The 15,899-nt window shown below is 38.8% G+C and carries 10 protein-coding genes; 3 read left to right on the top strand and 7 right to left on the bottom strand.

Going from position 1 to position 15,899, the window contains the following annotated elements; all coding sequences use genetic code 11:
• Positions 1 to 14 precede the first annotated feature (14 nt).
• The 7 genes from ABFV83_RS19480 to ABFV83_RS19450 all read right to left on the bottom strand — a co-directional run bounded on the left by ABFV83_RS19480 (position 15) and on the right by ABFV83_RS19450 (position 9,789).
• The gene (locus ABFV83_RS19480; protein ID WP_349948954.1) at positions 15 to 758 is read right to left on the bottom strand and encodes an ABC transporter ATP-binding protein; all 744 of its coding nucleotides are present in this window, start codon (positions 756 to 758) and stop codon (positions 15 to 17) included.
• Positions 759 to 804: 46 nt separating this feature from the next.
• Positions 805 to 1,593: an ABC transporter permease gene (locus ABFV83_RS19475; RefSeq protein ID WP_349946245.1), complete on the bottom strand. Its 789-nt coding sequence runs from the start codon at positions 1,591 to 1,593 to the stop codon at positions 805 to 807.
• 30 nt (positions 1,594 to 1,623) lie between these two features.
• A complete protein-coding gene (locus ABFV83_RS19470) occupies positions 1,624 to 3,465 on the bottom strand; it encodes a DUF4422 domain-containing protein (RefSeq protein WP_349946243.1) in 1,842 nt (613 codons plus the stop codon).
• Positions 3,466 to 3,505: 40 nt separating this feature from the next.
• Entirely contained in the window at positions 3,506 to 4,489 is a 984-nt protein-coding gene (locus tag ABFV83_RS19465; RefSeq protein WP_349946241.1) for a glycosyltransferase family A protein, read from the bottom strand.
• 2 nt (positions 4,490 to 4,491) lie between these two features.
• Entirely contained in the window at positions 4,492 to 5,847 is a 1,356-nt protein-coding gene (locus ABFV83_RS19460; protein ID WP_349946239.1) for a sugar transferase, read from the bottom strand.
• A gap of 423 nt (positions 5,848 to 6,270) precedes the next feature.
• The gene (locus tag ABFV83_RS19455; protein WP_349946237.1) at positions 6,271 to 7,830 is read right to left on the bottom strand and encodes an O-antigen ligase family protein; all 1,560 of its coding nucleotides are present in this window, start codon (positions 7,828 to 7,830) and stop codon (positions 6,271 to 6,273) included.
• Positions 7,831 to 8,121: 291 nt separating this feature from the next.
• On the bottom strand, positions 8,122 to 9,789 hold the full coding sequence (locus tag ABFV83_RS19450) for a cell wall-binding protein (RefSeq protein ID WP_349946236.1): 1,668 nt from the start codon (positions 9,787 to 9,789) through the stop codon (positions 8,122 to 8,124).
• Between the two features lie 691 nt (positions 9,790 to 10,480).
• Here ABFV83_RS19450 and ABFV83_RS19445 point away from each other — a divergent pair.
• The 3 genes from ABFV83_RS19445 (at position 10,481) to ABFV83_RS19435 (ending at position 15,780) form a co-directional block, all read left to right on the top strand.
• Positions 10,481 to 12,307: a sugar phosphate nucleotidyltransferase gene (locus ABFV83_RS19445; protein WP_349946234.1), complete on the top strand. Its 1,827-nt coding sequence runs from the start codon at positions 10,481 to 10,483 to the stop codon at positions 12,305 to 12,307.
• A gap of 352 nt (positions 12,308 to 12,659) precedes the next feature.
• Positions 12,660 to 13,760, top strand: a complete 1,101-nt coding sequence (locus ABFV83_RS19440) for a cell wall-binding protein (protein WP_349946232.1) — start codon at positions 12,660 to 12,662, stop codon at positions 13,758 to 13,760.
• 229 nt (positions 13,761 to 13,989) lie between these two features.
• Positions 13,990 to 15,780, top strand: coding sequence for a GH25 family lysozyme (locus tag ABFV83_RS19435; protein ID WP_349946230.1), 1,791 nt, complete (start codon positions 13,990 to 13,992; stop codon positions 15,778 to 15,780).
• Positions 15,781 to 15,899 lie beyond the last annotated feature (119 nt).

Genomic DNA, 15,899 nt, shown 5'->3' with positions numbered 1-15,899 from the left:
AGTTTACACTATAATTACTCCAGTGCCTCCATATATGCATCGCATACAGCATTGACCTCTCCACCCATGCGCTTAACTCCCTTATCAAGCCAAAGTGCATGCGTACAAAGCCGCTTTACAGATTCTATATCATGGGATACATATAAAAGCGTTACACCGGCATTCAGCATCTCTTTCATTCTTATCTGACACTTTTGCTGAAAAGCCCAATCCCCCACGGACAGAACCTCATCAACAATTAAAATATCCGGTTTTACTACTGTAGCAATAGAAAATCCCAATCGTGCTGCCATACCAGAAGAATAGTTCTTAATTGGCATATCCAGGAAATCCCGTAATTCTGCAAACTCCACAATCTGGTCAAAATGCTCTTGCATGTATTTTCTTGAATGCCCCAATACTGCTCCGTTCAAAAAAATATTTTCTCTTGCCGTAAGCTCGCCATCAAATCCTGCTCCAAGTTCAATTAAAGGTGCAATTGTTCCGTTAACAGTGACATTTCCCTTGTAAGGCTTCATAATTCCACAAATCAGTTTAAGTAATGTAGACTTCCCGGATCCATTGGTCCCTATTAATCCCCATGCCTCACCCTTTTTAACATCAAAAGTCACATCTTTTATTGCTAAAAATTCCTGAAACATCAGTTTATGCTGTATCAGCTTTACAAAATATTCTTTCAGATTATCTATGCGCTCAGATGCCATATTAAAACGAACCACCACATCCGTAGCCTGAACTGCATATTCATTATTGCCCATAACAATGTTTTCTTTTTTTTTCAAGACCTGCCTCTCCTTACAACGGTTAAATATATAATATAAAATTATCTTGTGTCTTATAAAAACACCATGCCCCAAATAACAGCATGATTAGTGCCACTCCTGTCCCTTGGATAACCAACTGAGCATCAGGCATACGCGCTTCTAATACAACTATTCTGAACTGAGTAATATAGCCATACATGGGATTAAGATATTTAATAATTTTAAACAAAGGTTCCGGGAGAGTACTCGCCGAGTAAAATATTGGAGTCAAATACATCCAAGCAGTCAAAAAGGCACTGTAAATATGTTGAACATCCCTAAAATAGACAGTAGCCTGGGCTAAAAACAGCCCTAAACCCATACAGAAAATATACAATTGCAACACAACAACAGGAACAAAGAGTACATACCAGCTTAATGGTACCTTGCAAATTATACTAACAATCACCAATGCCCCCATGGCAAATATCATATTTACCATGGAACTGCTGATTTTTGAAATTGTAAAAACGTACTTAGGTACGTATGTTTTTTTTAATAAGGCTGAATTCCCAATAATTGAAAACATGGATTGGTTTGTGGATTCCGACAGAAAATTAAAACAGGTCTGGCCAATTAATAAATATACAGGATAATTAGGCGTTGCGAATCCAAACATATTACCAAAAACAATTATCATGACCAACATAATTAGTAGTGGATTTAAAATACTCCAAATATAACCAAGAAAGCTTCTCCTGTATTTTAACTTCACATCCTTTTGAACAAGCTGGATAATTAAATCTTTATACCGATAACAATTTATAATTCGATTTACTAACGAATTCATGACTCTCCTCATTTTCTATATTGTTCAATATTAATCTACAATTGAAAAATATATTTTTTTAATTAGTTCCCGCCGTTTTGTCCCTACTGGAAACAAACAATATCCCACACGCTTGACTAAACCGCCATTTCCTGCATTGGATATCTTCTTTTGAGAATCATGGCCTGCACATAGACGCTCCAAAATCTGTTCATAATACGGAGTCCGCCTGGCTGTCTCCCAAAATATCCATCCATAATCTTCAGAAGCTCTCTTCCATGGTTTTTGTATTCCTGCATAGTGAATAATCGACGGAGATTTTCGTGACTCCATATACTGTTCAAACAGATTAGCCGGTGCTCTGCTGGCTACCTCTGAAATTCTTCTGCCATTGCAATCCGTAATCACATTCCATGACATATTCAAATAGGTGATTCGGTTTTCGCATACAATATTTAATATATCCTGGTCTGAATACTTGTAAATCCCAGTAGTTGCCATTTCCAGCAATTGTTCCGCTGTAATCGCCTTTCTCATCTTACTGATATTCATTAAAAGGACACCAGCCTGAAAATATTTATAAGGATCTTTCAGATGCAAGGTTTTACGCTCATACTCTTTTATACGCAGCCATGGACTATTAAGCTGCCCTGCAAAGTCCACATCATAGACAGCACCAATATAATTGTTTTCCAAGTCTGTCTCATACAATTCAGATAAATCCCGGCATACAATTAAATCACAATCCAAATAAATCACTTTTTCATATTCCTTCATAATATCCAATATCAGGAAGCGGTAAAAAGTTTCAACTGTTATGTGGTCTTTGGATTGCAGCCTGTAATTATCAACGTATTCTCCAATTTGAATAAAATTCAACACTATATTAGAACTCTTTTTTACCTGAAGACAAAGCAGTTTTTGATTCTCAGCACTGATATCTGTGTGAAACACAAATATTTTACAAAATTGCTTCTTTGTTGACTCAATGATAGACTGAATACATACACTCATATATGGAACATAAAAATCATTTGCTGCTACAACAACAGGGATTACCGAGTCCTCCTTATCATTCATCACAGCAATGCGTCTTTGAGTATTCTTAAATAAAGCAATTTGTAATTCTTTTGTTTTATATGTTTTTAGTGATTGAATATAAGTGTAATAAATTCCAGCAATCCGTTCTCCCAAATGTCCGATAGTCCGCATTGCCTGGATTGAATAGCCAGAAATATCCCACTTTCTTTCAAATTCCCCCAATATACCAAATAAGACCTCCGAATATTGGTGAAATAAATCTTTTTTCATAACAAACATATTGCATGGATAAAACGTATCACCTTGCACATATGCTTTTGCGCTGTCATACAAAAACGGATACTTCTCTCTTATAATATCCATCATCGTCTCAAAATCTTTATAATTCAACTCTTCAGCTTTTTTATAGTGATCTGCTACCGTTCGTGCTTTTAATAACTTAACATTGATTCCTTTCGCTATGATAAAGTCATACGCTTCAACTACACTTCGAATATTTTTCTCATCAAACTTTAATTTTTTAAGATTTTCATGATTTAAATAGTTCAAAGGTATAGTTCCCCAACCATCTTCTTTCAGTTCTTCTTCATTAAAAGAAAAAAGCCGGCGGTAATGGCAAAAACCATAATAATCAGATTCTTGATTTTTCCATGCCCAATATTGAGTAGTTAATTCGCAATAACTTTTATTTAGTAAAGAAATATGGTCTCCAGTATTATCAAGAATCATGCCCTCCGGAACCGGCTCAGTCTGATAATCTGCGCCGGCTATTATATTCTGAATCATGGGGAGCTGTATTAGTTGGTTCTCTTTATTAGGAGTATGTGTAATATATATTTTAATATTTTTCATTCTTGGCTCCGTATATATAAAATTCACTCAGCAAATTGGGTTACTTAATGGAATGGCGAACTACCAGCGAGATCAAATAATATAATTTATAATTTGACCATCTCAATACTAATACTGCCGGATTTGTTATTTTCTGAAATATGTTAAAATATTTCTTTTTCAATTCTTTCTCATAAAAAATAATCTTATCTAGGTTATTTTCTTTAAAGCTCATGTAAATCTTATACTGACTTGTTACACTTCTAGCAATTATTTTTTCCATACAATTCTTCGCTTCATTAGATACATCCATATGTTTTTCATAATATTCTAACAAACGGTTTACAACTCTCTCATGCTGCATACAGCGCTTTCTCATATTTTCCATGCTAACGCTCTGAGTCGGCTGTCCAATACGGTACATATAAACAAAGTCAGGTACAGCTCCGACAGTTTTGATAAAAGGAATAGGAAATGTTATATATTCCATATCAACATAATAACAATGTTCATCTATTTTATCAGGAATCTTTTTAAGAATTTCTGTCCGGAATGTAATAGCATGCATCTTAAAAAATATCTGATTTGAAACACTGTTAAACGAAACAATTTTTCCGTACAAATCCTCTGGACATACCTTAGGGACCTCTTTGCTCACCTTTCTAGTCAAATCATCTACCCAATAATAATTGCTGAGGACCATATCAGCCTCCACAGTCTTCAGAAAACATATCAGGTTTTTAAGTCCTTCCGCAATAACCCAGTCATCACCATCCACTACCTTAAAATATCTTCCTTCAGCATTTTCAATTCCAGTATTGATTGTTGAACCGTGTCCTCCGTTTTCCTTAGATATCATGCGAAAGGTTCCAGGATAATCGTTTGCATATCTTTCCCCAATCTGAGGACTGGTATCTGTTGACCCGTCATTTACAATCAACACTTCCAATTCTTCCATGATATCCGGTATCACAAAAGATTTTAAGCATTGATCCAGGTATTTCTCTACATTATAAGTGGGAACAATAACTGTTAAAATTTTCATAATTACTTCCTTTGATTTTCTGCGTCTGGTAAAATACCCTCGGCAGATTCTTTCATAAACATAATCTTGGGGGTCATAAATATTAATTTCAAATCGAGAAGAAAAGAATAATTCCGTATATATGTTAAATCCAGCTTCAGCTTGTCATAAGATGTAGTGTTGTATTTTCCATAAATCTGAGCATATCCGGTTAAACCGGCCTTTACCTTGGTACGATATGAAAATTCCGGAATCTCTCTGATAATCTCTTCTGCCAACTCCGGTCTCTCAGGGCGCGGACCAACAAATGACATCTCACCCTTTAAAATATTAAATAACTGGGGCAGCTCATCCAGCCTCGTCCTGCGAAGCAAATGCCCCACCGGTAATATTCTTGAATCTCCCTCAGCTGCCAGGCGTGGGCCATCATCTTTTTCCGCATTCTGTATCATTGTCCGAAATTTATAAATTTCAAAAACCTGATCATCTTTTGTTAATCTGGTCTGCTTAAAAAATATGGGTCCCCGGTCTGTAAGCTTAATGCTAAGTCCTATTACAATAAAAAGAGGGCTTGATACCACAATGCCTGCCAAAGATCCTACAATATCAACCACTCGCTTAAAAAATTGCTGTTCGATTGTCATACCTTCATTTCTAGACAAATACAGAGGGGAATCAAAAAGGTTTAACTCCACTGAACTTTTTAACAAAATATCTGATATTTTAGGCACATTATATGTACGAATAGAATTTGCGAAACAATGTTTTAGCAGAAGATTTCGTTCATGAGACGATATATCTCCTATTATGACACCGTCATAATTAAAAATCTCTTGTTGCAAAGCAGAAAGGCCCTGTTCTATATTCATAATCTGACATATTACATACTTATCCTCTCTTGAATTTATCTTTTCAACTAAATGATAATCAGACCTTTTTCCTGAAATCAAAAGCATCTTTCTGGGAGGAAACATCTTTCCATAAATCCATTGGTATATCAACGTCCAGGTTATAATCACCAGGAAATCCAACAAGGTCATGCAGATAAGTTTCCATGGACTAAGAAAGTGTTTGTCCAGTACCGCAATCTGCAAATAAGTAAAAACATTAGTAAATACTACTGCCAAAACCTGGGAATAAATAAGATTTCCCTTTTTCAAATAGCCGACTTTAAAGCCTCCGTATGTAGTCATAAAAAGAACAAGCAGGACTCCATACAGAAAAATCATCATCCAGTTTCCTCTTCTAAAAAAAGGAAATTCGATGATTTTGTTATAATGTCCAATCCATGTCCAGCCATATAAAATAATAAGTAAAGAAGTAATCCCAAACGTAAAAAAAAGTTTAATTAGCCGCTTATATTTTTGATTCACTTTCATCTAAAACACCTTTGTTTATCATAATTATTAATTGCATTTTTTCTCAAGTTAATTTAGTATATCATATTTTATATACTAAGTACAATCTTATAGACAGTAAAAAGGACTGTTATTATTTAATATTTTATGAAGATATTACCTTTTAATTAAAAAGGTGATATAAGAAACCTTCAACAAACCATTATTTCTGCCACTTGCGGAAGGCTAATTCTAATCTGTTACAATAAGCTGAAGGTCGTAAGTGGAAGAACTAAGAATAATTTTATAATATCTGCCAGCTGGAAAAAAGTAATCAGTAATGAAAGGAATTTAATGACTGGATGCTCAAAGCCCCTTCAGCTATTTGCAAAGAGACATTTAAAAACTCTCAAAATCAATGTTTGCTTACTACAACCATTGATTTTGAGAGTCTCTATAATCAAACTACTCTTCAATTGATTTCGCGGATCCTATCCCTAATAAAAGCCACACAATGGGTGCAGTTATAGGGAGGTTAAGATTTACAAAAGCCTGTGTACTATAACAAATAATACCAAAGGCAGCTGCTATAATATAAGGATTATTTTTTCCGCTTCTAAAACAATTTCTTATACAAGCCAGAAACAACGCTACATATGATGTTAAGCCGACAATTCCCACTGTAATCAGACAATGTAAATATTCATTGTGCGCATTATCAAAAATCTCCAGATACTGGTTGTTTGCAGTTTTTCTCAGTAATAGTATACCGAATGTCTCAGGACCATATCCAATTAATTTCTTCCATAACGAAAATTTAGAAAAGCATTCCATAGCATTTCTCCAGATATATCCTCTATGAGTTCCCCACTCATCATTAAAAAGAAGATAAGAAGAAAGCTTTCCATATCTTTCATAATTCTCCGCAATATTACTATCATATAACATATACAAAAAAACAAGTACAATAAATGCAATAACTCCTAGCCATACATATCGAAATACATTTCCGTAATCTATCTCCACTGTTTTGTACTTAATATCGATGTAATACCAAAAAGCAGTAATTATCCAAAGCCCTATAACCAGATAATGTAGTCCTCTAAACGCCACTAACATATTAAAGGTACTGTCAATTCCCAAAACCATATCTTTCCAATAAATATTGATCCAATCAATGCATTGAATTACTGTAAAAAATGTGGCTAAAACAACTAAATATCTTTTAATTCCACTTTTATATTTGAATAAATACAAGGGAAGTAAGCCAAATAAAGCAGCCAATGAAAGATATGCATTATCGCTTACGCCCATAATAATAGCAAAAAAGCTAATCACCATACTAATATAATACCAGATTATCTGTATGGTTTTCTTACTCGTTGTAAATAAGACCATTGATACAGCCATAATGATACCCACGTAAGCAGTATACGTATTGATATTCCCCAGCGTGGAAGTGAAAATTGATCTCTGAGATTCTAACATAAGAACTTTGAAATGCAATATATCCATCTGAAAATAATCAGTTATGCCAAATATACACACAAGTATGCCCGCAACAAGAAACCAATTAAAATACCATGATTTAAATCTCCAAAGCCTGCTGACACAAAAGTATGAGATCACATATAAGCTAATTAAGAATAGTCCTGTCAATCTTCCTTCGTTACCCCAAAAAGATTCATATACATAGTCTGAGTTAACTGTTGATATAATGGAAATAAGCAAAAACGCTAAAGCTGCGTAATCACTACCCTTTAAAAGTTTATCAGATTGTGATGACTTAAAAAGTGAGAACACTCTAACCCTATCAATAAAGACAAAAACCAGCACCAATATCAACATGGAAATCGTACATATACAGTAAAAGTAATATTTTGTAACCAATATATCAAAATATTTGTTCCTAATTACCAGAGGCAATGCTACCATTATTAGAAATACATAGATTCCCAATACTGTTGATAAAAAATCTTTCTTTGTGCCTATGATTTTTGCATCTTTTTCCTTTTTTACAGACATAGCATCTTCCTTTCATCATCATGCAGTTTTACCAAGTATAACATTTTCTATTCTTTTGTGCAACTTATGATTAAAGCCCTTTTTATCCTCTAAATGGACTATTTCTTTAATATTCTAAAGCATTTCTATATAAATATACCAGTATATTCACATATAATATGGCGGACAGTAAATAAATTTTGTCCACCCCCATCCCAACAATTGACAAAAGCCAAGACAATAACACAAAAAACCGGTAACAGGTTTCCCTGTTACCGGTTTTTGTATTGCTAAAGGTTTATTCAAAATAATTTATTTCTCTAAATAAACTGCTTCGATCTTATCTCCCTTTAACTTAAAGCAATAATCAAGACCATCTTTTGCCTTATCCTTGTTTTTCTGAATAGTACCAGCAGTATTAATCAGCTTATACTCAGAATTAGTATCCTCAACTGGATAGTATGCATCATACTCTTTATTATTAACAGTTGTCACTTTATTTTTAACAACATCTTCCTTAATGAACTCATCAGAAGTCATAACTTTGTATGATACTTTACCACTATCACTTGTTTCCTTCTTAACAACTGCATATTTATCATCTTTATCAGCTGTTAAAAGCATACCTGCAAGATAAAACTTGTTGCTATCGATAGCTGTCTTACCAGCGCCCTGAGAACCACCGGATTTGTTGAAGAGGAAAGTAAAGTTCTCTCCATCGATGCCTACAGTCTGCTTGCCAGTCTTCATAGCACCATCATCACCAGAACCAAAGTAGTATGCTGCATAGTCTTTCTCAATCCATGCTTTTGCATTGTCCTTGAAATCGCTGCCAGTATCATATCTGTCTTCCTTATCATCAGAAGCAATATCAATAACGGTCTTGCCCTCTACCTTAATGAACTTAAGACCGGATTTCATGATTCCTTTGTGATCAAACAGATACTTCTTACCATTGATAGTCTGAATCTTAGAAGCAACTAACTTTCCGTCTTTATCGGAATAGTACCATGCATCTTCATCATCTTCATAATCGCCAGTATTTAAGTATGAATCCGGAACAACTTTAAACCAACCCTTAGTAACTCTTGCTCCATCTTCTGGGGAGCCATAGTATCTCCAGCTTTCGGTATAACCAGTTGCACCCTGACCACCATCTTTTCCAGCTGTTGCACTAGTTGCTGTTGCCTTTGTTGGGCTTGCTTCAAAGATAACCCATTCAGCATTCATACGTCCATCAGCATCAAAGCTATACTTCTTGCCATTGATGGTTGTGCCTTTTTCCTTGGTTGTCTTCTTTCCATTAGTCTTAAAGTAGAACCAACGTGTCTGATTTTCATCATCAAATACATTATAGCTGGATGCGCCTTCACTTGTTTGATCATAAGCATAAGCGTCATCTATGATTTCAAGATGAGCCCAACCTACAGCCTGAGCGCCATCATTTTCATCGCCACAGTAGTAAACACCCTGCTGCCAAGCATCATCGCCGGTTTTTCTCTCACCATCTGTGCCGATCCAACCATAAAGCATCTTACCTTCATCATCAAAAGCATACTTCTTGCCATTAATGATCTTGAAGCTTGCATTGCTGCTATTAGTGGAAGCCTTAAAAGCCTTACCGTTAGCACCAAAATAATACCAATGATTTGTTGGCTGATCATCATCATCGCCATAATCTTCATTTTCTACAGAAACCCACTTATTGGCTGCCATAGCACCGTTCTCATCTACATAATAGTAGTTGTCGTTGTATTCAACAACAACATCGGTAGCCATCTCACCATCTTCATTAAGATAGAACCAGTTATCACCGGACTTTTCCCATTTCTCTGTTACTGTGTCGCCGCTCTTATCATAGTACACCCATGTACCATTTTCTTCCTGCCAGCCAGTTGCTGCGAAAGAGGACATGGAAGCGCCTAATGCCAGCAGTGCTGCTGTAGATAATACAGCAACTAATTTTGTCTGCTTTCTCATAATTAATGCACTCTCCTTTTTTCTTTTTGAAATACTCTTCGAAATTCCTAATTGCATTACGAGGTAATTATACTTCCTATAATGGAAATTATCAATACCTTTTTTACTTTTTTTGCATTTTTTGCAAAATCAAAAAAATATTTACATTTCCGCCAGAAGCTATCAATTCCTCCATCACATGGTATAGTATAATACAATTTGTGGAAAAATGCTATAACATTTCTCTGTGCATTTTCTTACATAATCATTACGAAAATGTATTTTCTCGAAAAAATTGTATTTATATAAGTACAATCTTGTATTTTAAGACTTATTCACCGGTTTTACCTTCATAAACACTATTATAGAAAGACTCCCATCAGTAGAAAACAATGATCCCTTTTAATCAATTCCCACCATTTTCACTTCTATATATAATAATCCTTGTTAATAATAGAGCTAAATAGTACAAGAGATTAAACAGCATATTATAATCAATCTTCAGGTCTCTATAACTAAGCCTCAAAGGCAATTATATTACAACCCTCCCCTTCAACCTTCTATATACAATCTTCCATATATAATCTCATCACAATCTCCTATTGCAATTTACCATTTCAATGGTATAATGTTCATATATTAATAATAATTTCAAAATCTGAACACCCCACACCAATTTACCACTTATAAACTACATGGAGGTCACACGACTATGGATCGTAACGTCATCATCTGCCGTTCCATTCTGGAAAACCCGGCAGTCACACAGAGAGATTTATCGAAAGAGCTTAGCGTTTCCTTGGGAACCGTTAATAACCTAATAAAGGAATGCATAGAAAAAAAATATATTAATCTTGGAAATAGTAATGATTTATACGAACTGCTCCCAGCAGGACAAGCCCTTCTAAATAATAATAAAGTAGACGGTGCGGTCATCATCGCTGCCGGCTTCGGCTCCCGTTTCGTCCCATTAACCTTCGAAACCCCCAAAGGTCTGCTGGAAGTATTCGGAGAGCGCATGATCGAACGGCAGATCCGCCAGCTTCACGAAGCAGGAATCAGGGATATTACCATTGTGGTCGGATACTTAAAAGAAAAATTTGAATATCTTATAGACAAATATCAGGTTAAGCTTTTATATAATCCTGAATATTCCCAGAAAAACACACTGACCACCATTTATCACGCCCGTGAGCTTCTCCGTGGAAGAAATATGTATGTCCTTTCTTCTGACAACTGGATGCGCCACAACATGTATCACGCCTACGAAGGCGGCGCATGGTACTCTGCGTCATTCATGGAAGGGGAAACCTCTGAATGGTGTCTTGATTATAATAAGAAGGGACGCATTTTAAATGTATCCGTTGGCGGCCAGGACAAATGGGTGATGTACGGGCCTGTTTTCTTCTCAAAATCATTCTCAGAGCAGTTCCTGACCGTATTAGAGAATTATTACCAGCTTCCTGGAACAGAGCAATTCTACTGGGAAAATGTCTACATGGAAATGTTATCCGGAGAAGCAGCTAAAAGGCTTCCTCATATTCACGAGGCAAAACAGGACATTGATTTATTCATCAACCGAAGACCGGCTGACGAGGTATATGAATTTGAAAACCTGGAAGAGCTTCGCCTCTTTGACCTAAAATACCAGCGCCATTCCGATAATGAAGCCATGGAATTAGTATCTACAGTATTCCATGTGCCAGAATCAGAAATCACAGAAATACGGTGCTTAAAATCGGGAATGACCAACAAATCCTTCCTGTTTAAGATCAAGGACCGCCATTATATCTGCCGCATCCCGGGACCCGGAACGGATCTCCTGATCAACCGGCAGCAGGAAAAAGCGGTTTATGACGTCCTGGGCAAACTGGATATCACGGAAAAGGTTATTTACTTTAATGGAGAAACCGGATATAAGATTGCGGAATTTTATGAAGACACCCACAATGCCAATCCTTACTGCCGGGAAGAAATGGAACGCTGCATGGCGGTTGTCCGAAAGCTCCACAAATCCGGTCTTAAGGTTGACCATTCCTTTGACATTCGTGAACGGATCGATTTTTATGAAAAGCTATGTAAGGCCCACGGGGATATCCTGTTTGACGATTACAGCCTGGTCCGCACGCAGATGACTGAGCTTATGAACCGGCTGGACAGTCTGGGACATAAAAAGGTCCTTTCTCATATTGATACAGTAGTCGACAACTTTTTAATGATGCCAGACGGTGGCGTGCGCTTAATTGACTGGGAATATTCCGGAATGTGCGATCCCCTTATAGACATCGGCATGAGCGCGATTTACTCCTATTTAAATGAAGAAGAAACAGATGACCTCATAAGGATCTACCTGGAACGGGAGCCTTCTGATGAAGAGCGGTTCACCATTTACGCTTATATGGCTCTTGGCGGCTTCCTGTGGAGCCTTTGGGCAGTATACAAGGCAGCCTTAGGGGAGGAATTTGGCGAATATACCATAATCATGTATCGTTATGCGAAACACTATTACAAAAAGTGCTCCGAAATCTCCAAAATATAGCTTATCGGAACTTGCAACGCAAGTTTCGATAAAAGGGCTGTTTTCAGCCCGTCCATCCGATTATGGGAAGTGCTTTTTACCTCCCATAATATGAGAATTTTGGAAAATGTCCGCAAATCGTAATAAAATGTTTAGGTATTCCTGTCGGTACTGTGTTATAATGTACACGAAAGCGATGAGCAGTGCGAAATAAGGCAGGAGAAGATTTTCGTTGTGCCCGCACATAAGAAAATCTTCTCCTGCCTTATTTCATAGGGCGAATGCCCGTGAGCAAGTAAAACCGCAGGTTTTACTTGCTGCACTGCGGACTATACTATGTGAATAAAATAGCTAGAACAGGAGGAAGGACGGTATGCAATACCGAAAGAAGATGACGGCGCTGCTCATAGCAGGGCTTGTAGGAACCGCTGCCCTGATACCGGCAGATACGGCCTGGGGAGCCACCGGCTGGGTTGCGGAAGGTTCTCAGTGGAAGTATATAGACCAGGATGGTTCCGCTCATAAAGGCTGGGTAAAGACATCCGACGGAACCTTTTATTTTCTTGATCTCTCCACAGGCATTATGGCTACCGGCTGGAAGCAGATCAACGGAAACTGGTACTATTTTCATTCCAACGGCGCCATGGCTACCAAGTGGATACAAGACGGCGGAAAATATTATTACCTCATGGATGACACAGGTGTCCTTGTAAAAGGCTGGCTAAAAATAGGCAATGACTATTATTACATGAAAGGCGACGGTTCCATGTCCACCGGATGGCGGGAAATGGACGGCGGCTGGTATTATTTTAAAGAAAATGGTAAATGCACCATTGGATGGGGGCAGATTGGAAGTGACTGGTTTTATTTCGGCTCTGACGGCAAGATGGTCACCGGCTGGAAGCAGATCGATAATGCCTACTATTACTTAAATGTAGATTCCAAGTCCGTGTTAGGTCGGATGATGACCGGCTGGCTCAGTGACGGAACCAACAAGTATTACATGGACAACAATGGAAAGATGGCCCATGGCTGGAAACAGATTGACGGCTCCTGGTATTATTTTAATGATTCCGGACATATGATGACCGGTTGGATACAGCTCTCCGGTGTTTATTATTATCTTGACCCATCTACCGGTAAGATGGCGGTAAATACTACCCTTACCATTGACGGAAAAAGCTATACCTTTGGTTCCAACGGAGCTTACCAGAACAATGCTTCTGGTTCTCCATCCGGCTCAACCGGCGGAAACAGCCCCGGAGGTTCATCAACCGGCTCCTCCAATGCACCGGGCGGGACCAATTCGACTCCATCAGGCTCCAATGGGCCAGGAGGCTCCTCTTCTTCTGATGGTAATACTTTAAGCGGAGCCCCGGGAAGTTCTTCAAACGATACTCCTGGCGGTTCGTCAAATCCATCAGGCAATAACGGATATCAGTTGTCACCAGGGCTTACCAATGGCCCCGGCTGATCTCATATGAATTAGTATCTGTGTGGGTATCTGCACCTCGGCGCGGATACCCTTTTATTTACGCGGATAATGGACCGGACAGCTAAGAACCAGTTTGCTTGGTGCTGCCGCGATAACCGGGGAAACTTGTAAAGCAGGTTTCTTCTGATTTTGTACGCCTGTGTTTTCATTCCGTAAGCATGAAAGCACACAGCATTTCATAGTACTCGAATGATAAGGAGGTATCACATTGAGACACAAGAAAATAGGCATGCAGTTTGCCGCAGCAGCATTATGTGCCTTTATAGGAATGTCTGCGGGGTTTGGCCCTGCCATGAATTCCTGGGCAGCAGGCTATGAAAAGGTCAATGGCCATTATCAGCTTGCAAACGGTACGGTAATTGAAGAGGTAATTGCCAGAGGAATCGATGTCTCCAGATGGCAGGGCAATGTAAACTGGACCTCTGTGGCTTCAGATGATGTAAGCTTTGTCATGCTGGGCACCAGATCCAAGGGTGTTGTGGATCCATATTTCCATACCAATGTGCAGGGTGCATCAGCAGCAGGATTGAAAGTGGGCGCTTACATATATTCTCTGGCTACCACTCCGGATATGGCCAGGGAGGAAGCGGATTTTGTCCTCAATCTGGTTAAGGATTATCCCATTTCCTTTCCCATCGCTTTTGACGCAGAAGACAGCGCCACCCTTGGAACTCTCCCTCCAGCACAGGTAAGTGAAGTAATCAACGCATTCTGCCAGCGCATTGCAGACGCCGGATATTACCCTATCGTTTATGCTAATGATTACTGGTTATCAAATAAAATCGATTTATCCAATATGCATTATGACGTGTGGGTTGCCCGTTATGAGGCCAAACACGTTTATTCCAATCCGATCATGTGGCAGGTCACCAGCACCGGTTCAATTAACGGCATCAATGGAAACGTTGACATTGACTTCCTCTATAAGGACTTAACTCCAAAGCTTCCGGGAAATATGTGGAGGACCATTGGCGGAAAGACCTATTACTATCAGAATTATTCTATCCAGAAAAATGCCTGGATCAACGACGGCTCCGGTTGGTTCTTTATGAACGAAGAGGGACTGGCTGCCACCGGATGGTTTGATAAGGATGGGCTGCGTTATTATCTTGACGAAACCTCCGGACGGATGAACACCGGATGGAAACAGCTCTCCGGCAAATGGTATTTCTTTAATCCAAGCGGCTCCATGAATACCGGCTGGCTGGCTGACAACGGGTCACGCTATTATCTTGGTTCAGATGGTGTCATGAACACCGGATGGCAGGAATTAAACGGCCAGTATTACTACCTGGATCCATCTTCGGGCCAAATGGCTGCCGGATGGAAGAACTTAAACGGCAAGTGGTATTTCTTACAGGAAAGCGGTGTAATGGCCACAGGCTGGCTTGATAACAATGGTGCCCGGTATTACTTAAATAATGACGGTTCCATGGCTACGGGCTGGTATACGGAAGGCTCTTCCAAGTATTATCTGGCAGGAAACGGCGCAGTGTCCACAGGATGGCAGTTCATCGATAACAGCTGGTATTTCTTTAACCAGAGCGGAGCCATGGCTACAGGCTGGATCAATCCTGACGGAAGCTGGTACTATCTTGCTAACGACGGAAAGATGCAGTCCGGATGGCTTGAGGAACGGGGAACTAAGTATTATTTAAGCACTTCTTCCGGTAAGATGACCGTAGGCTGGAGACAGATCGATGGAAATTGGTATTACTTTGGCGGAAACGGCGCCATGGCAACCGGAATGACACAGGTAGGCGGCCTGCAGTATTACTTAAACCCGGCTGATGGAAAGATGGCAGTCTCTACTACTTTTGTACTGGATGGAGTCTCCTATACCGCTGATGCAAACGGCGCATGCACTGTGACTCCGCAGACAGCCTCCGGGCAGACGGAAGGAGAAACCACGGCAGAAAGCCAGGCCGGGCAGACGGAAACTGCTCCTACTGATTCCACCTCCAATCAGACAAAAGAAATCGGCCCTGGAATACATTAATAAACGGCAGTTGAGTCTGCTGCAAAACAGATTTATAATGACAACTCATTTAATAAAATAGTTCTATAAACAGGAAAATGCGCTTTGAAAACGGTTTTTTAGCCCGATTCAAAGCGCAT

The organism is Lacrimispora sp. BS-2 (assembly GCF_040207125.1).
GTDB lineage: Bacteria > Bacillota > Clostridia > Lachnospirales > Lachnospiraceae > Lacrimispora.
Note: the sequence above shows the minus strand (reverse complement) of the source record. Positions and strands in the feature narration are given on the sequence as shown.

Excerpts from the sequence above, each read along its gene's own strand:
- ABFV83_RS19470 (WP_349946243.1), bottom strand. The coding sequence starts at position 3,465 with ATGAAAAATATTAAAATATATATTACACATACTCCTAATAAAGAGAAC.
- ABFV83_RS19455 (WP_349946237.1), bottom strand. The coding sequence starts at position 7,830 with ATGTCTGTAAAAAAGGAAAAAGATGCAAAAATCATAGGCACAAAGAAA.
- ABFV83_RS19465 (WP_349946241.1), bottom strand. The coding sequence starts at position 4,489 with ATGAAAATTTTAACAGTTATTGTTCCCACTTATAATGTAGAGAAATAC.
- ABFV83_RS19450 (WP_349946236.1), bottom strand. The coding sequence starts at position 9,789 with ATGAGAAAGCAGACAAAATTAGTTGCTGTATTATCTACAGCAGCACTG.
- ABFV83_RS19475 (WP_349946245.1), bottom strand. The coding sequence starts at position 1,593 with ATGAATTCGTTAGTAAATCGAATTATAAATTGTTATCGGTATAAAGAT.
- ABFV83_RS19445 (WP_349946234.1), top strand. The coding sequence starts at position 10,481 with ATGGATCGTAACGTCATCATCTGCCGTTCCATTCTGGAAAACCCGGCA.
- ABFV83_RS19480 (WP_349948954.1), bottom strand. The coding sequence starts at position 758 with ATGGGCAATAATGAATATGCAGTTCAGGCTACGGATGTGGTGGTTCGT.
- ABFV83_RS19460 (WP_349946239.1), bottom strand. The coding sequence starts at position 5,847 with ATGAAAGTGAATCAAAAATATAAGCGGCTAATTAAACTTTTTTTTACG.
- ABFV83_RS19440 (WP_349946232.1), top strand. The coding sequence starts at position 12,660 with ATGCAATACCGAAAGAAGATGACGGCGCTGCTCATAGCAGGGCTTGTA.